Source organism: Egbenema bharatensis FJBBOT/2019, assembly GCF_048077055.1.
Classification (GTDB): Bacteria; Cyanobacteriota; Cyanobacteriia; order Elainellales; family Elainellaceae; genus Egbenema; species Egbenema bharatensis.
On the sequence record NZ_CP182236.1, the window covers coordinates 214379 to 236132 of the forward strand.

General features: G+C 49.9%; 20 protein-coding genes and 3 pseudogenes. 11 read left to right on the forward strand and 12 right to left on the reverse strand.

Translation table 11 applies throughout. The features are described 5' to 3' along the window. Positions 1-341: 341 nt before the first annotated feature. Both ACM1PF_RS00990 and ACM1PF_RS00995 read left to right on the forward strand, forming a co-directional pair. A complete protein-coding gene (locus tag ACM1PF_RS00990) occupies positions 342-590 on the forward strand; it encodes a hypothetical protein (RefSeq protein WP_416671630.1) in 249 nt (82 codons plus the stop codon). A 116-nt stretch (positions 591-706) separates the two neighbouring features. Then, positions 707-1113, forward strand: a pseudogene (locus ACM1PF_RS00995) (Fur family transcriptional regulator). A gap of 169 nt (positions 1114-1282) precedes the next feature. On the opposite strand, the gene ACM1PF_RS01000 reads toward ACM1PF_RS00995, so the two are convergent. Continuing rightward, the gene (locus ACM1PF_RS01000) at positions 1283-1804 is read right to left on the reverse strand and encodes a thylakoid membrane photosystem I accumulation factor (protein WP_416676528.1); all 522 of its coding nucleotides are present in this window, start codon (positions 1802-1804) and stop codon (positions 1283-1285) included. Between the two features lie 286 nt (positions 1805-2090). Here ACM1PF_RS01000 and ACM1PF_RS01005 point away from each other — a divergent pair, with 286 nt between their 5' ends. Continuing rightward, the gene (locus ACM1PF_RS01005; protein ID WP_416671632.1) at positions 2091-3698 is read left to right on the forward strand and encodes a M16 family metallopeptidase; all 1608 of its coding nucleotides are present in this window, start codon (positions 2091-2093) and stop codon (positions 3696-3698) included. A 77-nt stretch (positions 3699-3775) separates the two neighbouring features. Further along, positions 3776-5280 (forward strand): annotated as a pseudogene (locus ACM1PF_RS01010) (M16 family metallopeptidase). Positions 5281-5364: 84 nt separating this feature from the next. Here the strand turns inward: ACM1PF_RS01010 and ACM1PF_RS01015 are convergent. From ACM1PF_RS01015 to ACM1PF_RS01055, 9 genes and pseudogenes are all read right to left on the reverse strand, one after another. Then, positions 5365-6219, reverse strand: coding sequence for a manganese catalase family protein (locus ACM1PF_RS01015; protein ID WP_416671635.1), 855 nt, complete (start codon positions 6217-6219; stop codon positions 5365-5367). Positions 6220-6559: 340 nt separating this feature from the next. Further along, positions 6560-7662, reverse strand: a pseudogene (aroB, locus tag ACM1PF_RS01020) (3-dehydroquinate synthase). A gap of 115 nt (positions 7663-7777) precedes the next feature. Then, a complete protein-coding gene (locus tag ACM1PF_RS01025) occupies positions 7778-8122 on the reverse strand; it encodes a hypothetical protein (RefSeq protein WP_416671637.1) in 345 nt (114 codons plus the stop codon). Positions 8123-8431: 309 nt separating this feature from the next. Continuing rightward, on the reverse strand, positions 8432-8812 hold the full coding sequence (petE, locus tag ACM1PF_RS01030; protein WP_416671639.1) for a plastocyanin: 381 nt from the start codon (positions 8810-8812) through the stop codon (positions 8432-8434). Positions 8813-8922: 110 nt separating this feature from the next. Next, positions 8923-9369: a photosystem II cytochrome PsbV2 gene (psbV2, locus tag ACM1PF_RS01035; RefSeq protein ID WP_416671642.1), complete on the reverse strand. Its 447-nt coding sequence runs from the start codon at positions 9367-9369 to the stop codon at positions 8923-8925. A gap of 137 nt (positions 9370-9506) precedes the next feature. After that, on the reverse strand, positions 9507-9938 hold the full coding sequence (gloA, locus tag ACM1PF_RS01040; protein ID WP_416671645.1) for a lactoylglutathione lyase: 432 nt from the start codon (positions 9936-9938) through the stop codon (positions 9507-9509). Positions 9939-10124: 186 nt separating this feature from the next. Then, positions 10125-10517, reverse strand: coding sequence for a hypothetical protein (locus ACM1PF_RS01045; RefSeq protein WP_416671648.1), 393 nt, complete (start codon positions 10515-10517; stop codon positions 10125-10127). A gap of 267 nt (positions 10518-10784) precedes the next feature. Further along, the gene (locus ACM1PF_RS01050) at positions 10785-11348 is read right to left on the reverse strand and encodes a hypothetical protein (RefSeq protein WP_416671651.1); all 564 of its coding nucleotides are present in this window, start codon (positions 11346-11348) and stop codon (positions 10785-10787) included. After that, a protein-coding gene (locus ACM1PF_RS01055; RefSeq protein WP_416665731.1) for an IS1 family transposase occupies positions 11345-12048 on the reverse strand; the annotation gives its coding sequence in 2 pieces (ribosomal slippage) (positions 11345-11710 and positions 11713-12048; 702 coding nt in all). Before ACM1PF_RS01055 ends, ACM1PF_RS01050 begins: the two co-directional genes overlap by 4 nt. 212 nt (positions 12049-12260) lie before the next feature. Here ACM1PF_RS01055 and ACM1PF_RS01060 point away from each other — a divergent pair. After that, positions 12261-12452, forward strand: coding sequence for a hypothetical protein (locus tag ACM1PF_RS01060; RefSeq protein ID WP_416671654.1), 192 nt, complete (start codon positions 12261-12263; stop codon positions 12450-12452). Between the two features lie 368 nt (positions 12453-12820). After that, complete coding sequence (locus tag ACM1PF_RS01065; protein WP_416671656.1) at positions 12821-13021, forward strand: hypothetical protein; 201 nt, start codon at positions 12821-12823, stop codon at positions 13019-13021. Between the two features lie 180 nt (positions 13022-13201). On the opposite strand, the gene nadA is transcribed toward ACM1PF_RS01065, so the two are convergent. Further along, positions 13202-14170 carry a quinolinate synthase NadA gene (gene nadA / locus ACM1PF_RS01070; RefSeq protein ID WP_416671659.1) on the reverse strand — a complete coding sequence of 323 codons (969 nt, stop codon included), beginning with the start codon at positions 14168-14170 and terminating at the stop codon, positions 13202-13204. 205 nt (positions 14171-14375) lie between these two features. Between nadA and ACM1PF_RS01075 the strand changes: the two genes are divergently transcribed. Beyond that, on the forward strand, positions 14376-14618 hold the full coding sequence (locus tag ACM1PF_RS01075; RefSeq protein WP_416671661.1) for a hypothetical protein: 243 nt from the start codon (positions 14376-14378) through the stop codon (positions 14616-14618). A gap of 127 nt (positions 14619-14745) precedes the next feature. On the opposite strand, the gene ACM1PF_RS01080 is transcribed toward ACM1PF_RS01075, so the two are convergent. Beyond that, positions 14746-14964, reverse strand: a complete 219-nt coding sequence (locus tag ACM1PF_RS01080) for an NfeD family protein (protein WP_416671664.1) — start codon at positions 14962-14964, stop codon at positions 14746-14748. Positions 14965-15416: 452 nt separating this feature from the next. On the opposite strand from ACM1PF_RS01080, the gene ACM1PF_RS01085 reads away from it, so the two are divergent. From ACM1PF_RS01085 to ACM1PF_RS01100, 4 genes are all read left to right on the forward strand, one after another. After that, positions 15417-19028 (forward strand): NB-ARC domain-containing protein, encoded by a 3612-nt coding sequence (locus ACM1PF_RS01085; RefSeq protein WP_416671667.1) that lies wholly within the window; start codon positions 15417-15419, stop codon positions 19026-19028. A gap of 96 nt (positions 19029-19124) precedes the next feature. After that, on the forward strand, positions 19125-19850 hold the full coding sequence (locus ACM1PF_RS01090) for a Uma2 family endonuclease (protein WP_416671669.1): 726 nt from the start codon (positions 19125-19127) through the stop codon (positions 19848-19850). Positions 19851-19986: 136 nt separating this feature from the next. Further along, complete coding sequence (locus ACM1PF_RS01095; RefSeq protein ID WP_416671671.1) at positions 19987-20538, forward strand: L,D-transpeptidase; 552 nt, start codon at positions 19987-19989, stop codon at positions 20536-20538. 164 nt (positions 20539-20702) lie between these two features. Beyond that, positions 20703-21605, forward strand: a complete 903-nt coding sequence (locus ACM1PF_RS01100) for a cell division protein FtsX (protein WP_416671672.1) — start codon at positions 20703-20705, stop codon at positions 21603-21605. Positions 21606-21754 lie beyond the last annotated feature (149 nt).

The window sequence follows — 21754 nt, forward strand, 5'->3', positions numbered from 1 at the left end:
AGTTTGAGAAAAATTCTTGCCAGACCTTGCCAAATTTATCCTGATTCCCCCGACAGATTTGGATGAATATAAAGTACGTCTAAAGTACAGCTAACTACCTTCACAAAATCTTGTTATTGGAGTGTGGTCAGATCACACCCGAACTGCCTCAGGTTGAAGGTATCATCAGGATGCTTCGCTGATTGTCTCAATCATCAAAATATATTGCTTCTCTACCAAGTTTCTCTACCAAAATTTTTTAGGGTGAATGCTCAGTTGAGCAGTGTTAAATTTCATGCAAAAGGGAACACTAATAAAGCAGACCTAATAGTATAGAATCATACGCTCCGGGAGCCTGGGTAATGCAAGTCAGTCTTTTGCTAATGATCTACGTTGCGAATGCGCTAATCGTCGCATTGATCATGATGACATCCTTCCTATCCGATCGCACCACCTCGAAGAAGCATACTCTGTCGTGGGTTGTGGTGGCGATCGCTTCACTGTTTTGGTTTATTGCCATACCCCTCTCATTCATTGAGATTTTGCGTAAATCGCTTCACCGTCGGCGTGTTCTGCGAGATCAGGTGCTTCCTAGCAAAACGCTGAGTTAGGGCAGTTTCACCAACACCCAGCTTTAATCGCTTTCATCCCCCGAATTCGATCGCCAAACAGTTGGGATTCTGCTGCTGCTTTGGGAGAATGGAAAGTAGATTAAAATAGCTCAATGATGAAGTCTCCCCGCACCCGCAGCCAAGAGCGCATTCTCAATCTTTTGCAAACGCTCGATCGGGCCATCTCGCCCAGGATATCTATGTGGAGCTACGCAGCCGCAACCAAACTATGGGGTTAGCTACGGTTTATCGGGCCCTGGATGCGCTCAAGCTAGAGGGTTCCGTGCAGGTACGAACCTTAGGCAATGGCGAATCGCTCTACAGTCTGGTTAAAGAAGATCGACACCATTTAACTTGCCTTCAGTGTGGTGCTTCGATTCCGATCGAAGAGTGCCCGGTTCACGACCTGGAGGATCAGCTCCATCAGTCCTATCAATTTAAGATTTTCTATCACACGCTGGAGTTTTTTGGGCTGTGTACCCAATGTCAGCTTGCCCATGCGAGTGGTCAGCGATCGGATTGAGTTAAAGAACGGGTTGGGGGAATGGGCGGGCAAGATGCCCACCCCACAAGAATTATGGATTGAGTTAGAGAATAGGTTGGGGGAATGGGCGGGCAAGATGCCCACCCCACAAGAGTTGGGAACTGGGCAGGCAAGATGCCCACCCCACAAGAATTATGGTTTTACCCCCTTATGGTTTTACCAGTTCTGTGTTTAACTCATTGATTGGACGACGCTTAAGTTCTACGGATTCCGATCGCGGCAGCAAATCAAACACCTCACGGAACACATCGTCTATTTGTTCAAAGGCGATCGAGCCTACTTCATTCAGCACAACTTTACCTGATTGATCTAAAAGCACAGTCTGGGGAACAAATCCTTTGTAGTAGTAACCCGGTTCAGTGGAGCTGTAGCCGTCTTTCGGGGGAATCGCATCCACGTTGACCGGAATGATGTTGGCCGCCCGACCGTAGAAGGCATCCAGTTGAGAGACGACCGTTGCATATTCCTTGCTGTCGCGGCTGTCGTCTACAAAAAATACGAGCAGCACCGGCTTGTCGCGCTGGAGGGCTTCTGCCAGGTTGACTCTGGAGGGAAATAGCGACCCATTTCCAGCGTACAGGGCGAAAATATTGCCATCGTAGTGGTCATCGGTTAACCCTGCCCAGGCGGGGGAAATGCCGATGATCAGGATGCTCATTGTCACCACCATCAGTCCGCTCAGGAAACGCGCCACAAAAGGGCCGATCGCCGGTCTGCTCTGCCTGAAACTCTTGAAACGACCCCACCACTGCTTATCCATCTGATTCATCAAATTCATCCCTTCGGCACAATCACACTAACTACCATCATTGCATCCCATGAGTTCGATGATTCCATTCAACCTGCGCTTTGGTCACTCAAAATTGCCTCTCAAAATCTAAAGTTTCAAACTGTTACGGGCAATTTTTTGAAAAAGTCCTTATCCTGGTTTATTGGTGTTGCGTATTGCGGCTTCCATGCAACGACTCGATCGATTCACATCAAATCAGATCTCGCTAAATCAGATCTCGCTGGATCAAATCTTTTCACAAATTCAATGGCGCTGGCGGCGTTGGGTTGCCTGCTGGCTGGTCATGCTCCTATTCTGGGCAGGCTTTTCTCCAGTGGCGCTGGCCCAGGCTGAACCTCGCTCCGAAATGAACATTCAGCCCTACATTGACGGGGTGATAAACCGAATTACGGATTTCACCCTGGACAACGGACTGCGGTTTATTGTCATGGAGCGGCATCAGGCTCCAGTGATTTCCTTCATGACCTATGTGAATGTAGGGGCGGCGGAGGAAGAGGATGGAAAAACGGGGATTGCTCACTATCTGGAGCATTTAGCCTTTAAGGGCACGACGCGAATTGGTACAACTGACTATCAGGCGGAGGCTCCTTTACTCGATCGCCTGGATGAGCTGTTTGAGGAAATACAAACCGCAGAGCAGGCAGGTCAGGCAGATAAGGTGGTGGAACTTCAGCAAGAGTTTCTGCAAATTCAGGCGGAAGCGGAGCAATACGTCAAACAAAATGAGTATGGGCAAATTGTTGATCAATCCGGTGGTGTGGGGTTGAATGCGACCACCTCTGCTGATGCCACCCGCTACTTCTACAGCTTTCCGTCTAATAAATTAGAACTCTGGATGTCGCTGGAGTCGGAGCGATTTTTAGATCCGGTGTTTCGGGGTTTCCATGAAGAACGGGAAGTGATTTTGGAGGAGCGGCGCACCCGGACTGATAACTCTCCGATCGGCAAAATGATTGAGGAGTTTCTGGGAGAATCGTTGCAGGGGCAGCCCTACAGCCGTCCGGTGATCGGTTATGAAGCGGACATTCGCAACATTACTCGCCCCGATATCCAGGCGTTTTTTGACACCTACTACACGCCGGACAATATGATTGTGGCGATCGTGGGAGATGTAGATCCCAACCAGGTTCGAGAATTTGCAGAGGCTTACTTTGGTCGTTACCAGGCGCGATCGCCTGTGCCTCCCCTGGAGGTGGTTCCCCCGGAACGCACAGAACCGCGAGAAGTCATTGTTGAATTTCCTTCTCAGCCCTGGTACATGGAGGGTTATCAGCGACCGCCCATTACCAGCCTCGACAACCAGATCTACAACGTCATTAGCAGCATCCTCACCAGTGGGCGAACTTCTCGGCTATATCGCAGTTTGATTGACACTCAAATGGCCCTCAGCGTCAATATTTCTCCGACATTTCCTGGTAATCGCTTCACTAATTTGATGCTGGTTTATGCCCTCACTGCGCCCAATCACACCGTTGATGAAGTGGCTACTGTAATGCAGACCGAATTCGATCGCCTCAGAACCGAATCGATCGCCCCGGAAGAACTCGATCGGGTCAAAGCCCAAACTCGTGCCAGCTTGCTGCAAACCCTAGCTTCAAATCAGGGTATGGCCAGTCTGCTGCCAGAGTACGAAGCGAAAACGGGGAGCTGGCGGAATCTATTTGAGGATTTGAAACGGCTGGATGCAGTAACGGCGGAGGATGTGCAACGGGTTGCCCAGGAGCTTTTTCAACCTCAGAATTTGACGGTGGGTAAGTTGCTCCCAGCTGGTTAGGTTGCAATCAACAACAATCTTTCAGCTGATTCAAACCGATCGGCTGTTCAGAACATAAACTATGCGGTGGTTAAATGATGTGGGAATCTAACGGAAGTCAGAAGCTGCTGAAGTACGGCTTGATTATGCTGACCGTCGTGCTGTGGGTGGGACTTGGATGGGGGCGATCGCCTGCCCTGGCCATCACGCCTCACCACTATACAGATTTAGAATTACCACCCGCCCCGGAACTGACGATTCCAGACTACAGCCAGTTTGAACTCAGTAATGGCATGAGGGTGTATCTCCTGGAGGATCATGAGCTGCCCCTGGTGAGTGGTTCTGCCATGATTCGCACGGGTAGCCGTCTGGAGCCATCGGAGAAAACGGGGCTGGCCAGTATCGTAGGGGACGTGATGCGGAGTGGGGGAACGCTGAGCCATCCTGCCGATGAGCTGAATCAGCTTTTAGAACAGCGAGCGGCTGCGGTTGAAACCAGCATTGATGTGGCCAACGGCAGTGCTGGGTTTAGTGCCCTCAGTGAAGATTTACCGGAGGTGATGCAGCTTTTTGCTGAGGTTCTGCGCCAGCCAGCCTTGCCTCAAGATCGTATTGATCTGGTTAAAAACCAGTGGCGGGGTTCGATCGCCCGTCGCAATGATGACCCCAGGGAGATCGCCAATCGAGAATTTCAAAAGTTAATCTACGGCGAAGAGAGTCCCTATGCTCGAACCGTGGAATACAGTACGTTGGATAATATTACCCGTGCCGATGTGCTGAATTTTTATCGACAAACGATTCAACCGCAGAATGTGCTTCTGGGCATCACCGGGGATTTTGATTCGGCTGCCATTCGTCCCCTGATTGAGCAGACCTTTGGAGACTGGCAGGCTCCGGAGGACATTCAGACACAGTTGGTATCTGCCCAAACGACGACGGTACAGGAAGTGGCTCAGGTCAGACAGGGGGAATATTTCTGGTGGATCAACCCCAGTTGACCCAGAGTAATGTCCAGATCGGTCATTTGGGTGGACAGTTGAACCAGGAGGGGTATCCGGCCCTGTCGGTGATGAATGAGGTGCTCAATGGGCTGGGGGGCAAGCTGGTGAACGAAGTGCGATCGCGTCAGGGACTAGCCTATTCTGTCTATGCCCTCTGGTCGCCCCGGTTTGATTATCCTGGACTGTTTGTTGGGGGAGGGCAAACGCGATCGGAGTCCACCGTGCCCTTTATTCAATCCACAAAGGAGCAAATTCGGGCGATTCGTACAGCTCCCATCGCTGAAGAGCAATTAAACAGAGCCAAGGATTCGGTGTTAAATGCCTTTATCTTCAACTTCCAGACTCCCTCTCAGGTTTTGGCGCGGGTGATACGTTACGACTACTACGGTTATCCCCAGGACTTTATTTTCCAGTATCAGCAGGCGGTGGAAGCAACGACAACCGATGATGTCCTGCAAGCGGCCCAGGCGAATCTGAAGCCGGAAAACCTGGTGACGCTGGTGGTGGGCAGTGCAGCCCAAATCAATCCACCGCTGGACAGTCTGAATCCAAATACACAAGTGACTCGAATTGATGTGTCCATTCCCCAACCCCAGGGTTAGGGCGATCGACCGGATCAGTTAAACGGGGGCAAAACCCCCGTTCTGGCAATCTGAACTTAAATTACTAACCCAACTCATTCAGTTCTACTTTTTGGGAGTCGCATACAGCTTGGGATTAGGAGTGGGAGCTTCTGCGATCGGCCCTTGAGGTTCTGGGTTTTCCAGATACTCAAATTGTCCTTTCCCATCCGGGCTTTCGCCTTTTGCCCAGCCGCCTTCCTTACTTTCGATTCCTTCGGACAGGTTCCAGAACTGATAGGACGCTTCCTGCTTCTCCAGTTCACGGGGGAATCGGCTGGGAACCGGAAGATCTTCCAGACCATCCGCCTTCAACTCTTCGATCGCCGCTAACCACTGATTTTGGTGCATGGTATCGCGGGCGATCATATAGCTGAGAGTATCCTTTACGCCTGGATCAGTGGACATTTCGTACAGCCGCACCGCCTGCAAACGACCCTGAGCTTCTGCCTGCACGTTAGAGAGGAAATCAGCCATCAGGTTTCCCGAAGCAACGATGTAATTCCCGTTCCAGGGATAACCGACACTATCCGTTGGTGCAGCTCCACCACCCGTCATCACAGCGTGCTTAGGATTCATGCTGGCGGTGATGATATCTTCAGCTTTCATGCCTCCCATTACGCCTTTGACAATGGGGTCAGTTGCAGCTTTCTCCTGAACATCCGCAGGTGCTTTATCGACCAGATGGGCAATCAAATTGGCCAGCATTTCAATATGCCCAATTTCTTCAGTACCAATATCCAGCATCATATCCTTGTACTTGGCAGGTTCACGACAGTTCCAGCCCTGGAACAAGTACTGCATCATGACGGACATTTCCCCAAAGGGCCCACCAATCAGCTCTTGCAGTTGTTTTGCATAAATTGGGTCAGGACTTTCGGGTTTGGTAAAGTATTGCAGTCGTTTCTTGTGGTAAAACATATATTTGTTATGTTGAGCGGCAACGAAAAAGTGAAGTCAGCTTCAACCTTTTCTCTCTCTATTCTTCATAAATTTCAGCCGTTCTTCATCCTTCAAATTCATGAGTTTAGAAAAGCTGTAATTACCTCTAGAGTTTGAGTAAATATCTCACGAGGTAAATTTCCCTAAAGCTGTTCTGGTAAGGCTTTGAGTGGAAATTGCAAATTTATTTTTATGAGTTTAATGTGGTTTACATCACATTGAGAATGAGGGAGTTTCTCTGCTTTATAAGGCTATTTAAGTGAGTCTTAGGTATGACTCTGCGAGTAGAAGTTTTGTATTGAATCCAACTTGGAGTTCTCTACTCCTCACTTCTCATTCCTCGCAAAACTTGCCGAATTGTATCAGCCGGAACCTGATCGGTGACTTTGACTGAACCCATTTCGGTGGGCAGCACAAACCGCACCTTGCCCGCCTCGACTTTCTTATCGGTTTGTAAGGCATCTACGATCGCCTCAATATCTAATCCTGGCGGCAGTTGGGTGGGTAATCCCGTTTTCTGGATCAAAGCTTCCTGGCGTTCCGTCTCGGCTGCACCCCACATCTCCAAATTCACGGCAATCCGTCCGGCGGCCACCATGCCGATCGCCACTGCTTCCCCGTGATTGACCACGCGATAGCCCGTCAAGCTTTCCACCGCATGACCGATCGTATGGCCATAGTTTAAAATAGCCCGGAGTCCGGCTTCCTTCTCATCCTGGCGGACGACGTGGGCCTTGCCTGGCAAGAACAGGTCAGAATGGTTTGCATCAACTCATCGCTGACATAGCGTTGTTGATCTAACCGTTTGGCAGACTCAAGCTGAGCAAACAACTCTGCATCCCAAATCACGCCATACTTAATCACCTCCGCCATCCCAGCTCGAAACTCTCTGGCGGGTAGAGTTTGCAGAACCTGGGGATCAATCAGCACCAAACGCGGCTGATGGAATGCCCCAATTAAGTTCTTCCCCTGGGGATGATTTACGCCCGTCTTACCGCCGATCGCTGCATCCACCATTGCCAGCAGGGAGGTTGGCACCTGGACAAAGTGAATCCCCCGGAGCCAGGTTGCTGCTGCAAATCCAGTCATGTCTCCCACCACGCCACCCCCCAGAGCCACCAGGGTAGACGATCGCTCCAGACGATGTTCCAGGGCACAGTCATAGACTTTTTGGATGGAGTTCAGCGTTTTGTAGCGTTCGCCTGCGGGAATCAAATGGTGCGCCACCTGAAAGCCCGCCTGCTGCAATGATGCGATCGCCCGTTCTCCATACCGTCGGAAGACCATTGGATTGGACACCAGCAAAACTTTTTTGCCTAACTTCAGGGGCTGCATCCACGCCCCCAGGTGATCAAGCCCTCCAGGCGCAATGGAAATCTCGTAGGATTGCTGCGGTAACTCAACGGTAATAACTGACTTCATGGGCTGGGTTCACAAATTCGGGTTTGATAAAGGGCTGTCCGCCGATTGTACTCTACCTGATTGGGGGTTTGGATCAATTCTGAGCTAGTTCGGAGTCAGCAGCAAGGCACCAGACTCATGCACTCCCCTGATCCTCGCCCAAATGACGGGCAATCACGATCGCCTCTTCCGGGGTGAAACGAATGGGAATACCCGGATCCCAGGATTCGACATAGGTTTTGAGGAAGACTCCTTCACAGGTAAAACTATAGGTTTGATGAACTCGCCACTGGGCAATGCCTCGATAACGCGATCGAACCAGAGCCATCACTGCCAGCTCTAAAGACGGATCGAGCGGTAAATCTCCTTGAATCGGCGAAAAGTCTTCCAAACCGGTTAAACCCTTTTCTTCACGCCATTGCCACTGCTGTAAGTCCTGCAACTGTCGCAGCACATCCTCGGATTGATATGAGTCACCCATGTCTCAAACCAACGATTAGTACATAAATACTATATCAGAAAACAGAATTTTCCAGCGATTTTTATTGGGTTGAGAGATTGCACATCTCGGTAAGGGCGCACAGTGCGCCCCTACAGGCAATCTATCTGCCGTGCAAATGATTTGAATCGGTATGACTCCTCACTCCCCACGCCTCACTCCCTGGAAAAAGTTGTTGAACCCATGCCAGGGGCTACAAACAAAAAATTAGGGGCAGCCCAAAGACTACCCCATCTAGTAATTTATGCAATTGAATGCAGTAATCGACTTGTCACAAGCCAATTAAGTGGACTATTGCACAACAACTTTGCCGGCCATACCCGCACCCCGGTGAGGCGCGCAGAAGTAGCTGTAGGTTCCTGGCTCATCGAAGGTGGCTTCGTAGGACTCACCAGGAGAGAACATAAGCTGTTGGTGGGATTTGTTTGCCATAGCACCCTCAAACACGATGTTGTGGGGAGGGAGTTTATTGTTGACCCACTTGACAGTGTCGCCAGATTTGATCGTTACGGTAGAAGGCTCAAACGCCAGCATACCGCTGTCTGTACCCATTTTGACCGTAACCGTTTCAGCAGCAGCAGGGGAAACCGCCATCAAAAAGCTGCCAACCACCAGGGCGATCGTACAAAGGGCAAGACTTAAACTCCGCGAAAAGGAAGTAAACAGTTTCATGAAATACCTCTGGAGATTTAAGTTGGATTCCATTCTCATTAGAGATTCTATCCTGAATATTTGACGAAATACGTTCCTATTCGGGATTTTGGAATATTCTATTCGGCATTTTAGAAAGAGCGCGTTCCCCAGCCCGGTGCCTTTTCGGCTGCCCTTAACACAAAGGCCGCTAAATTTTCAACCTCCGGTTGGGAGAGCCAGCTTTCCGGAACCTGCCGACATAGATAAGCCTCTTTACTGCCGTCGTAGGACATGGGTTGCCGGATAAATGCCACCAATTCCTCCAGGGTGTCGCGGGGAGGAACGGCTCCCTTCAGAGCCTCCAGGGACAGAGGGACGGAGGGATCGGGCAGCGTTGCCCCTCCCACATGGCAGTTCAGGCAATTCTCTGAAAACAACTGCTGTCCTGCTGACAGGTCTTCTGCCGAAAATAGTTGCATCTCTCCCTGGGAATTCACTAACACCGAAACCGGCTCTTTGGCATCCAGGTATCGCAAAACATAGGGTTCGATCGCCCCTGCTTCAGCCGCCTGAGTCACCAGACCAAAACTCAGCATCCAACTTATCCAACCTATCAAGAGGCTCAAGAGACAATCGGAAAGCAGACGAGGGACGATCGACATAATTCATCTAGACCAATTCCTACGGGCCCAGGGGCAAGTTAGTTCACATCACCGCCCACAAGGCATCCAGATTATACCGTTTGCGCTGTGGCAGTTGGCGGTTTCGAGGCAGTTCCCTGCGTCCCCAGTTGAATTAATTCCACCTTATAGCCGCTGGGGTCTTGTACAAAGGCAATCACCGTAGAGCCATGCTTCATGGGGCCAGGTTCCCGCACCACATTTCCGCCCTGCTGCTTAATTCGATCGCAGGTGGCATAGATATCATCCACGCCGATCGCAATATGGCCATAGGCATCGCCCAGATCGTACTGGCTGGTTCCCCAGTTGTAGGTGAGTTCCAGTACCGTATGATCCGACTCATCCCCATACCCCACAAATGCCAGGGTAAATTCACCACCCGGATAATCTTTCTGCCGCAGGAGCTTCATCCCCAGAACATCGCAGTAAAACTTGAGGGACTCTTCCAGGTTGCCGACGCGCAGCATGGTGTGTAGTAGTCGCATAGGTTAACTCCTGTTACAACATCTTTATTTTAGTGAGGAGTGAGGAGTGAGGAGTGAGGAGGAGACAGGAGATGGCTTTCGTGGCACAGGCATCTTGCCTGCCAGTAAAACAACTGAGGGAGAGGAGGGAGGAGGGGGAGAAGGGAAAGAGAGGATATGTCAAACAGATTGTGTCAGGGAGCAAAGTTAAAGCGGAAACCTATCTTCAAACTCGATGGCAAAACGGTTGAGTGCCGCCTTCCAATCTTTCGCCCCACTTTCTGAATCATCAACCGGATCGATCGCGGCATAAGTTCGCCCCAGATTCACTAACTCATGCAAAAAGGTGGCATCGTTGTGTTGGCTTTCCAGTCCAGGGGTATGTTTCGCCACCTTAATCAGGCGACGAGCATAGGCGATCATCGCATTGGGATCAGCAAAGCCCGCAATAAATGCCGTTAGTTCCTGCGCCCCTTTCTCAATGGCAGCTTCATCTTGTCCATTCCATAAAGTGTTGAGAAAGAATTGCGGATCATCCGCTGGACAGTCTGCGGGATTTACTGAGGTATATGCCTGTGCCAGGGTAATCAGTTCATGCAAGAAACGTCGATCGCCCTTGAGTGCATCCGAGATATCAGCTTGCTGGACTGCTTCCAGGAGCGATCGGTGCTGCTACGTAAGCCGATCGGTTGTAGCTGGTGATGATAAGGGAGGTAGAGGGAGTCATGCAGGGTATTCGTCAAAGCTACCCTTAAGGTGCCCAGCTTCGAAAATCTTGGCAACGATGTAATTGCTAGTTTGTCAAGTCTGTGAAGTGAACCAGATCCGACAGCCAAAAGTTTTACTAACAGCACAGTTCCGTAGACTTTAATGTTCCAATAAATCAAATTCATCATACTTCCAGGCATTCAAACTCATATCGGGAAATACCTCTGGGCAATTAGATTCATGCCTCGGAAATGTTATTTGATTGTTTCTTATGTAGACGTTACCGCAACTTAAATATCGTCCCTTCTCAATTGCTTGGTCATCTGTAATCTCTACAATACTGTGAATATAGTATCCCCCAGAACCTCCATTATGTGCTCGCGTTAAAAAGTAAATTCTGCCATGTAACTGAATAACATTAATACAACTATCACAAACTAATCCTTCCAAAGTACGACGAAAAGAGAAATGGGCTGGAATACGAAAATGAGTGTTTGTCTTTTGGTTTACAAGATATATTTCTGTCCTCCTAAGCGGTTTTCCATTTGGTAGGTCAACCTCAATTTCTTGGAAGTCATACACATAATCTGTTTCTTGGACAGCTTGACCATCCCTTATTTCTTCAAAATTCAAATAATTAGTCAATAGTCGATGAAAACTAAAAACAGTACCAAATACAACTGGCAAACCAAACAATAAAGGTTTAAGGCGTTGCTGAATCAAGAGATGAACCTCGGAGGAACTGGAACATCGTCAAACCTGAGGTAGTGAAGTAACAACCGAATAGAGTGAGCCAGCATTTCTACGGCTTTGGAGTAGCACAGCGTTTTGCGATGCAGTCGAGCCAGATAGTGCCGCAAGCGAGTGTTCTCACTTTCAACTCGAGTCATATACGTTTTGCTGACAATCTGATCGCCATCGGGAATGAAACCGGGATACACCGACCACCCATCAGTGACGTAGAAATAGCAGTTCCAGTCCGCCACAGTCTGCCAGAGTGGGACAAAGGTTTCAGCACTATGGTCACCCAGAACCCAGCCTAAAATTCCCTTTTTGAAGTGGTCAACGGCTGTCCATAGCCAAATCTTGTTTTTTTTGAGCCGACAAAGGTTTCCAATTCGTCGAGTTCTCCAACTTCGGGGGGCGTTTCCGGTGCATAGGCGTCCGGCAGGCGCGTTGCGACCTGCTGCACCCAGGTAATGACCGTGGTATGGTGTACTCCTTTGACCCGTTCGATCGCTCGAAACCCAGAGCCGTTGAGATACATCTTGATGCATTCGCGTCTGAACTCGTCTGAGTACCCTCGATGCGGGTCGTAGGTATCAATGAACTGACGACCACAAGCGACACAAATGTGATTTTGCTTACCTTTCCTCTTACCGTTTTTACGGATATGAGTAGCCCCACACTCTGGACATTGCATTGCAGATTACCCTAAATCATCTTTCAATTATGCAACGCCAGGTTTAATTCTCATTACCCAATATTAGCAAGCGATTCTTGTGATGTCTCCTAAAAAACCAGATTTAATAAGCATAAATACTCATCTAGTAAATCTAGTGCGATCGCCCTCGTAGGTTGGGTTGACGGAGGAAACCCAACATTTCTCTCTCAACAATTCATCATTCATATCCAATGGTATCTTTGGGCAAATACGCAGAAACCCGATTTGAGCAGGGAAGCTGGCAATTTCACCAACTGATCGTCAGCGTCAATGGACAACCCAATCCGATCGCCCTGATTACCCCCGCACCTAACCAACCGCAGCCCCTCTGTCCAGACTTCGATCGAGATGACTCCAGAGAAATTCCAGCCACACCCATCTAACCCGCTTATCTCCAGTCTGCCCCTGCCAAAAATTCACCAAAAAGTAGTTGAACACGCTTGATCTTCCCAGGCGTATCCCTTATGCTGTTGCGATGCTGGTTTTTTCTTCCCAGAATGAGCCAGTGACCAATCCGGCTTAAGGTGAGGTGTAACGCTGATTAGGGAAGGGGTCAACAACCCTAACCAGCTAACCTAACTCTCTGAACATCCCAGAGTGCAAGGCTGTTTGATTGTAGATCATTCCTGTTTGTGGTGGGTCTGCGATCGGCAGTCTCGCTGATGCATGACGGAGCTTGGGGATAGTTTCTCGTAAACGCTTTCCCACACCTTAAGCTTTTCTTCCTAAAATCATCAGCGAGGAACAGAATATGTCTTCAGAGTTCAACGAACTGCTGCCCGTTGTGCAAGATGAGCGGGTGCAAATTTGGATTATCGGTACACGCGATCAGGTGATCTTCACCATGAACGAATGCTATGTCAGAAAGCTGGCAACCGATCGAGTTCAGTTCACCCCGATCATCCCTGCCCCCTTTGCTACCGGAAAATACATGACGGTTTTGGTGCGGTAATTTTTATTCCTGGATAATTCCAACACAAGGGCGATTCACGAATCGCCCCTACTCTTGTGGGGTGGGCATCTTGCCCGCCCAGTTCTACACCTCTTGTGGGGTGGGCATCTTGCCCGCCCAGTCAAAGAAGCAGAACCATAGACAGATTATTTAATCCCCGTTTCTTAGGGTTGAATCCCTTTAACTCAACTCCAACATGCGCTGAATCGGTCGTAATGCAGCCAGGCGGGTGGATTCCGGTAGGGTGATTTCTGGCGATCGGTTTTTCATAGCCAGGTATAGTTTCTCCAGCGTGTTAAGCCGCATATGGGGACACTCATTGCAGGCACAGTGATTCGTCGGAGGAGCAGGAATGAACTGCTTGTGGGGAGCCTGTTTCTGCATTTGATGGATAATGCCTGGTTCCGTGACCACAATGAAGGTAGAACTGTCGCTCTCCAGAGAATATTTCAGCAGGGCAGTGGTTGAGCCAATATAACGAGCGTGGCGTAAGACCGCAGGTTCACATTCAGGGTGGGCAATAATCTCGGCATCAGGATGGGCCACTTGAAGCTGCACCATCCGCTTCTCTGAAAACGTTTCATGCACCATACAACTACCCTGCCACAGCAGCAGAGCTCGCCCGGTTTGCTCCATCACGTATCGCCCCAGGTTGCGATCGGGGGCAAAAATAATCGGTTGCTCGGTTGGGATCTGCTCCACAATCTTGACGGCATTAGAGCTAGTGCAAATAATGTCGCTCATTGCCTTAATTTCAGCCGTACAGTTAATGTAGGACACCACCAGATGATCGGGATGGGCCGCTTTAAAGTCTGCAAAAGCCGCAGGTGGACAACTATCCGCCAGAGAGCATCCTGCCTCCAGATCGGGCAAAAGGACTAGCTTATCTGGGTTTAAAATCTTGGCGGTTTCTGCCATAAAGTGAACCCCAGCAAACACAATCACAGCCGCATCGGTGTCCGCCGCCTGCCGTGACAAACCTAAAGAATCTCCAATGTAATCAGCAATATCCTGAATATCGGGATCCTGGTAGTAGTGCGCCAGAATCACCGCATTCATTTCGCGCTTCAAATCCTGAATGGCGGAAAACAGATCATTGGGTAGGGCTGCCTGAGTCGGGTTTGGGTGGGAAAGGGTGGTTGCAAACACAGTAAGCTGCTCAATCCTATAGGTTCTGTAAGGACAAATAAAGGTGTAATTGAATTATAGTTGTTTTCACCAAAATTGTGGGGATCTCAGGCATCACCCCTCATTAGGTTGAGCAGTTTCCGGTAAACCTCCTGTAAAGTATCTTTAGAAGGTTATAACAACCTTAATAAATTCTGTTTGTTGCGTTTGAGATAGGAGGAAACCAATGGAAGCGATTGTGACATTCTTGTGTGACAGTGCGATCGTTGCCAGTCTTGGTTATTTGGGGATTGGATTAGTTCTGCATTTGGTGGATTGCTGGAACCGCACAGCCCTACCCACCGAGGCCAAAGCACTGCCCGGTAAAACCCCGCTGAGTCTACCCGAAGCGACTTCGTCTCCTGTCGTGGTCAGAGCCACGCGCACTGAAAAGCAGCCCGTTCCAGTTCAGGTGAATGCAGCCGACTAGAGACGCAGGATCGTTGAAGTCTTTCTGGTTTTATCTATTCGTTTTGCCCAGTGAGGGCAGGCTTGAGGAGTCTGCCCAATTTACATATTTTGATGGTTGGTTATTTTGAGCGACTGGTTATTTTGAGCTACTCATCTGGAATAACTACCAGCGTAATACCCTGAACTCCCAGCACCTTGACAGAATCTCCAGGTTCTACAGGTTTGTAGTGGGATTCAGCAAATTTTGCTTTCCAGATGCTGCCTTGAAACCGCACTCTGCCCATGTGTTCAGGTGCGATCGACTGTTCAACGTGACCCTGAGCGGGTTGAGGGAACAACTTAATTGATTTGTCTATAGCCTTCATGTTTCCTGAGTCACACCCAGTAATAAAGAACGGTAGATGGGTTCATGGAATGAACGTTACCCCTGATGGTTAGGAGACAAGAAGACCATCCGCAAAGGGTAGTCGTCTTTGGTGTAACCTCTAGCACAACCTTTCGCACGGTAGATTGACTGAAATACCGTCTCCTCAATTAGTAGATACGTGACACCCAACGCAAGTTTCGGAGACTGCGAAAGTTTTATACACCTATAGCTTTAATTCTATAGCCGATCGCTTTTTTCTAGGGTAGTCCGGCTGGATGCTGTTAGTGAACCGTTTCTTTAAGAAAATTTGATTAAAATTCCTGGAATCTTCATCAAAGTTGGTGAAGCTGATTCTATAAAGCTCAGTGATTCCCATCACTGCCAAGACGTTTCACGACCGCATTGACCGCCCCCTGTCTACATCGTCACTTTACTGAGCGTCCTGAAATCATGTCCAGGTCTCTTCGAGTTCGTCCTAACTATATCGATCGAGTTAGGTTTGCCCTGCGTCGCAACGGATTTCCTACCCAGCGTGCCCTTGCAGAAGAAATGGGATTGTCCTTAGATACCGTCGGCAAATTTGTGCGAGGAAAACCCATCGATCGCGCCATTTTTGAAGAACTTTGCGATCGATTATCCTTAGACAGTCAAGAAGTTGCTACCTTTAACGGTGATTCTTTTGACAGTGCCATTTCCTCCAAAAGTTTGCCATTCGATTCCCGTCCGCATTCCCTCCATTATTCTGCAACTCATGTTGCTGCAACTTCAGAAATTAGTCTGGATCGTCAGGACTGGGGAGATGCCCCCAGCATAGCCAGCTTTCACGGTCGCACTCAGGAATTAGCAACCTTGCACCAGTGGCTTCAGCAGGAACAGTGCCGACTGGTGGCAATTCTGGGCATGGGCGGGATGGGCAAAACGACATTGGCCATTCGGCTGGCAGATCTCATGATCAACGGTGATCAAACAGTGTTCAAATATGTCATCTGGCGATCGCTGCTGAATGCTCCGCCCATTGAAGAAATTTTGACGGATTTGATTCAATTTGTTTCCAACCATCAGGATGTACATTTGCCGGATTCATTAGATGGAAAAATCGCTCGCTTACTCCACTATCTGCGTCAGCATCGCTGTCTCTTGATCCTGGACAATGTGGAATCGGTCTTGCAGGGAGAAATGCAGGTGGGTCGCTATCTACCCGGTTATGAAGGTTACGGGCATTTGTTTCAGCAAATTGGCGAATTTCAACACCAGAGCTGCTTAATTTTGACTAGCCGCGAAAAACCCAGAGAAGTGGCGCTGTTGGCAGGAGATACCCTGCCTGTGCGATCGTTTCATCTGCGGGGATTGTCGCAGCCAGAGGGATGGGAAATTTTTAAAGCCAAAGGATGTTACGGGCCGGGCGATCGATTGCAGGATGTGCTGGATCACTATGCGGGAAACCCTCTGGCTTTGCGGATTGTGGCTTCTGCCATTCAAGAACTGGTAGATGGAGACATGACCGAACTGTTGCCAAGATTGCAGGAAGGACGGTTCCAATTTGGGGACATTAGCGATCTACTGGAACAGCAATTTGAGCGATTGTCGGCAGTTGAGCAGCAGGTGATGTACTGGTTGGCGATTAACCGCGATCCAGTTTCCCTCTCTGACCTGGAAACAGATGTGGTTGCCGAACCGACCAAACGCCAACTATTAGGAGCAGTACAGTCCTTAGTGCGTCGGTGTCTGGTGGAAACCAATCACAAACAGGTTTTACTTCAGCCCGTCGTGATGGAATACGTCACTTGCCGACTGGTCATGCAGGTTTGCCAGGAAATTGTTCAGCACCAGAGAAACTTTCTGCGAGACTATGCCCTCCTTAAAGCTCAAAGCAAAGACTATGTGCGCCATGCTCAAACTCGCCTGATTTTACAACCGTTGTTAGATGGATTGCAGCTTATTCTGGGCAGCCCCAGGCAAGTTGAATACCACCTGAAGACCATGCTGATGAAATTGCGAGCCGAAGCTCCCCTCCAGGCGGGCTATGTTGGGGGTAATCTTTTGAACCTGTTACGGGAATTGCAGGCTGATTTCAGCGGGTTGGATTGCTCGAATCTAACTCTATGGCAGGCGTATCTGGTCGGAGTGCCGCTGCATGGAGTCAATTTTTCCGGTTCTGATCTATCTAAATCAGTGTTCACAGATACGCTAACGGCAACTCTGTCCGTTCAATTTAGCCCGGATGGCACTCTGTTTGCAGCCGGAAATGCCGATGGACTGGTGCGAATATGGTCTACGTTGAATGGACAAAAACGATCGACTTGCAAAGGGCATACCAGTTGGGTGTGCTCCGTCGCCTTCAGTCCCACACAACCGATTCTAGCAACCGGTAGCTTTGATCAAACTATCAAACTGTGGGATGTGCGAACCGGAGCCTGTCTGCAAACTTTGACCGGCCACAGCAGTTGGGTCTGGTCAGTTACCTTCAGCCCCGATGGAAACTGGCTGGCCAGCAGCAGCAGCGATCGCACCACGAGGCTCTGGTCAGTTGCAACGGGCAAATGTATTCGGGTTTTGCAGGGCCACAGGGGGGCGGTGAATTCTGCGGTTTTCAGTCCTGATGGGCAACTTCTCGCCACCAGCAGTGACGGTGGAGCAGACTACACCATTCGCCTATGGGAGGTGCAAACTGGGAAGTTACTCAACATCTTTGAAGGGCATAGCGACTGGGTACGGGCGATCGCCTTTAGCCAGGATGGGCACACCCTGGTCAGCGGCAGCTATGATCACAGCCTGCGTGCCTGGGATATTGCCTCTGGTCAATGCCTTTACACGCTTCGGGGCCATGTTCACACCGTTTTGTCGATCGCTTTCAGTTCAGATGGTCGCACAGTTGCCAGCAGCAGTCACGATACCACGATTCGCATTTGGGATCTGGAGCAGGGACGCTGCCTGAAGGTGTTAACGGGACACCAGAATGGAGTCTGGTCAGTGGACTTTCACCCGGATGGACGCACCCTGGTCAGCGGCAGTAATGACAGTATGGTGAAGCTGTGGGATACCAAAACGGGGCAATCCCTGAAAACGTTGCAGGGCTATAGTCCTGGAATTCGATCGGTGGCATTCAGTCCAGACGGTCAATGGCTGGCTAGCGGTAGTGACAATAACACCGTCAAGTTGTGGAATCCGCAGCTCCAGGCGTGCGAGCGTACCCTAGCAGGGCACAGTAGTTGGGTCTGGAGCGTAGCGTTTAGCCACGATAGTCAAACCCTGGCCAGCGGCAGTAGTGACGGTACGATTCGGGTCTGGCAACCCCAAACGGGTCAACTCACCCGGATTTTGAGGGGTCATACGAATCTGGTCATGTCCATCGCCTTTAACCCAGACAGCACGATCTTAGCCAGTGGCAGCGTCGATCGCACCATTCGATTCTGGAATCTGGCAACGGGGGAATGCCTCAGGGTGATCACGCGCACCGGGCGCATCTGGTCGGTTGCCTTCAGCCCCGATGGTCGCACCCTGGCCAGCAGCAGTGAGGATACCACCCTTCGATTGTGGGATGTGCAGACAGGGGAATGCTTTCAGGAACTCAAAGGCCACAATGGTTTGGTCTTTTCCGCAGTATTCAGTCCCGATGGACAGATGATTGCCAGCGGCAGTAGTGATCAGTCGGTAAAACTGTGGGATCTGCGATCGGGGAACTGTTTGCAGACTTTTTCCCATCAAGGGCGGGTTTGGTCTGTTGCCTTCAGTCCCGATGGCAAAACCCTGGTCAGCAGTGGCGAAGATTGTACGGTGAAACTGTGGGATCTGCGATCGGGAAACTGTTTGAGAACCTTGAGCGGACATCAAAGCGAAGTTTGGGCAACAGCTTTTAGCCCAGCGGGAGATCAGATCGCTAGCGGTAGTCAGGATGGTGAAATCAAGCTCTGGCGAACGGAATCTGGAACGCAAATCGCCTCCCTTAGAAGCAAGCGTCCCTATGAAAATCTGAATATTTCTCAGATCATTGGCTTAACTGAAGCGCAGAAAGAATCCCTTAAGATTCTGGGAGCCGTTGAATTCGCAGCTTTAGACTTGTGATAGCGTATAGTTACCCGAGCGCTCGATCGTGAACTGGTTTGAATGAGCTTGTTCGAATGTCCCGTTCTACTGATTTAGAGTCACTGATTTAAGATCATGGTTTCTCAGTCGCCTCCTCAATCCCACCAAATTTATCCTGACAGTGACGGTAAACCGATGGCAGACAACACAGAGCAGTTCCGTTGGATTGTAACGATTCAACAGAACCTGGACTGGTTGTTTGCAGAGGATCCAAATGTCTTTGTGGCAGGAGATTTGCTCTGGTATCCCGTAGAAGGGCATCGAGAAATCTGTACTGCACCTGATACGCTGGTTGTTTTGGGTCGTCCGAAGGGAAAACGGGGATCCTACAAGCAATGGGAAGAGGCAGGCATTGCACCCCAGGTTGTCTTTGAGATTCTCTCGCCGAGCAATACCCTCACCGAAATGAACAAAAAGCAGGTCTTCTACGATCGCTACAACGTGGAGGAATATTATCTTTATGACCCTGATAAAAACGATTTGAGCGGCTGGCTACGAGTCGATCGCAATTTTGATGTGATTGATCCGATCGATCAGTGGGTGAGTCCACGGTTGGGAATTCGGTTTAGTTTGAACGAAACGCTACAGATTTACCGTCCTGATGGGCGGCTTTTCTTGAGCTACATCGAAATTGCCCAGCAGGTAGAACAGGAACGCCAGCGAGCCGAACAGGAACGACAACGAGCCGAGCAAGAAAGCTTGAGGGCAGAACAGGAACGACAACGAGCCGAACAGGAACGACAACGAGCCGATCGGTTGGCTGAACAACTGCGACGTATGGGCATCAATCCAGAGGAGTAAATGGTATTGCCAGCTCCCTACAGCTAGCTGAAGATTTACTACTGTTTTTAACAAGACGTAACAGTCTTCTGAATCCATCACGGTAATGCTGTTATACCTGAGATAGAAGCAATCGTCACAAGTCAATACCAGTATCATGAACAGCCAAAATCGTTCTCGGTTTCAGCACTACTTGAGTCAGGGTGCGCGAGCAGGATTGGGCTTATGGTTCGGTTTTCTGAGCTTATCTTTAGGGCTTGCTTTTAGCGGATCGATCGCCAGTCTGGGTCTCTTGCCGCAACCCGTTCAGGCCCAGGATTGGTTACACAACCGCATGACAGAATTGCAGCATTCCAACACTCGCTGGATTCAGGTGAATTTGTCTACCCAACGCCTGATCGCCTGGGAGGGCGGAACGCCGGTTTACGCCATTATTGTCTCCACTGGAACCACGAATCATCCCACCCTGTCTGGCTCCTTTGCCGTCCAATCTAAGCACCGCATTGCTCGGATGCAGGGGGATACCTATGATGTGCCCGATGTCCCCTTTGTGATGTATTACGATGGCAACTACGGCATCCACGGCACATACTGGCATAATCGGTTCGGCACACCCATGAGTCACGGCTGCGTTAATGTTGCGGTCGATCATGCGGAATGGTTATACAATTGGGCAGCGATCGGCACTCCGGTAGTGGTGCATTACTAGTAGGGCATTACTAGTAGAAGCGGGCGTGAATTTAGCAACCGTAGAGCGGGCATCTTGTCCGCGCAGGCTGGAAGCCTGCACTACGAAAGGTAGGGCTAGAGGGCAGGACTCCATTCAGTAGGGTCGATCGCATGATCAGCTAAGAAATTAGGAGCGCGTCAACGGTGTTGCAGTTCATCACAAAATCCGATTACCTGCTGCGAGAAACGCTGTTAGGACTGAAGCGAGGCGGATGGATGAATTGGGCCGCAGTCAGTACGGTGACAGTGCTGCTGTTTTTGTTTGGCATCAGTCTACAGGCATCGTGGCAACTGGATAAGCTGTTGAATCAGTTTGGCAGTCAGTTAGAAGTCTCTGTGTATTTGGACACTGGCGTACAGGCAGCCGATGTTTCCCCTTTCATTGCAGCGATGCCTGAAGTGGAGCATGCAACTCCCGTCACCAAGGAGGAAGCCTGGTCAGTTTTAGTTCAGGATTTGGGACTATCGGACATTCAGGGAGCAACCGAACAACTGAATGGGAATCCCCTGGTGGATGAAGTGAAGGTCAAAGCAAAAAATTCAGAGCAAGTTCCTTCCCTGGCGGAGAAAATCAAGCAGGTGCAGGGAGTGGATCAGGTGCAGTACATCGATGAAGCCGTTCAGCGCATCACAGAATTAAATCAAGGACTGAACTGGCTAAGTCTTGGAATTACTACAATGCTCAGTCTAACGGCGATCGCAGTCATTACCACCACGATTCGGCTGATTGTGATGGCGCGGCGGCGGGAAATTGAGGTGATGCAATTAGTTGGAGCAACCACAAGCTGGATTTACTTACCCTTTATCCTCCAGGGATTGACCCTGGGCATGGTCGGAGCCGTTGTCGCCTGGGGCTTGATTACAGGGGTGCAGCAGTTTGTGGGTAGGTTACTGTCCCAACAGCCAGAATTCGTGCAGTTTTTGATTAGCGGCTTACAGCCGACTCCCCAGGAAGCCTTACTGTTGCCGATCGCGCTGCTCCTCCTGGGGGGTTCAGTCGGACTCATTGGTAGTTTGTTTGCTGTGAAACGGTTTGCAACGCGGTAAGTTAAATTGACTGTCCGCCAGATCCCTGCAAGATCCCTGCAAGATCACGGAGCAATCTGGGAATCCTACGGATGGTGTCCAGCTAAACTTAACCTGATTTTCATTTAATCTAGGCAACGATACGGTGGCTACTTGTGCAGAGATTGCAT

Excerpts from the sequence above, each read along its gene's own strand:
- ACM1PF_RS00990 (WP_416671630.1), top strand. The coding sequence starts at position 342 with ATGCAAGTCAGTCTTTTGCTAATGATCTACGTTGCGAATGCGCTAATC.
- ACM1PF_RS01000 (WP_416676528.1), bottom strand. The coding sequence starts at position 1,804 with ATGGTGGTGACAATGAGCATCCTGATCATCGGCATTTCCCCCGCCTGG.
- ACM1PF_RS01005 (WP_416671632.1), top strand. The coding sequence starts at position 2,091 with ATGCAACGACTCGATCGATTCACATCAAATCAGATCTCGCTAAATCAG.
- ACM1PF_RS01015 (WP_416671635.1), bottom strand. The coding sequence starts at position 6,219 with ATGTTTTACCACAAGAAACGACTGCAATACTTTACCAAACCCGAAAGT.
- ACM1PF_RS01025 (WP_416671637.1), bottom strand. The coding sequence starts at position 8,122 with ATGGGTGACTCATATCAATCCGAGGATGTGCTGCGACAGTTGCAGGAC.
- petE (WP_416671639.1), bottom strand. The coding sequence starts at position 8,812 with ATGAAACTGTTTACTTCCTTTTCGCGGAGTTTAAGTCTTGCCCTTTGT.
- psbV2 (WP_416671642.1), bottom strand. The coding sequence starts at position 9,369 with ATGCTGAGTTTTGGTCTGGTGACTCAGGCGGCTGAAGCAGGGGCGATC.
- gloA (WP_416671645.1), bottom strand. The coding sequence starts at position 9,938 with ATGCGACTACTACACACCATGCTGCGCGTCGGCAACCTGGAAGAGTCC.
- ACM1PF_RS01060 (WP_416671654.1), top strand. The coding sequence starts at position 12,261 with ATGGTATCTTTGGGCAAATACGCAGAAACCCGATTTGAGCAGGGAAGC.
- ACM1PF_RS01065 (WP_416671656.1), top strand. The coding sequence starts at position 12,821 with ATGTCTTCAGAGTTCAACGAACTGCTGCCCGTTGTGCAAGATGAGCGG.
- ACM1PF_RS01075 (WP_416671661.1), top strand. The coding sequence starts at position 14,376 with ATGGAAGCGATTGTGACATTCTTGTGTGACAGTGCGATCGTTGCCAGT.
- ACM1PF_RS01080 (WP_416671664.1), bottom strand. The coding sequence starts at position 14,964 with ATGAAGGCTATAGACAAATCAATTAAGTTGTTCCCTCAACCCGCTCAG.
- ACM1PF_RS01085 (WP_416671667.1), top strand. The coding sequence starts at position 15,417 with ATGTCCAGGTCTCTTCGAGTTCGTCCTAACTATATCGATCGAGTTAGG.
- ACM1PF_RS01090 (WP_416671669.1), top strand. The coding sequence starts at position 19,125 with ATGGTTTCTCAGTCGCCTCCTCAATCCCACCAAATTTATCCTGACAGT.
- ACM1PF_RS01095 (WP_416671671.1), top strand. The coding sequence starts at position 19,987 with ATGAACAGCCAAAATCGTTCTCGGTTTCAGCACTACTTGAGTCAGGGT.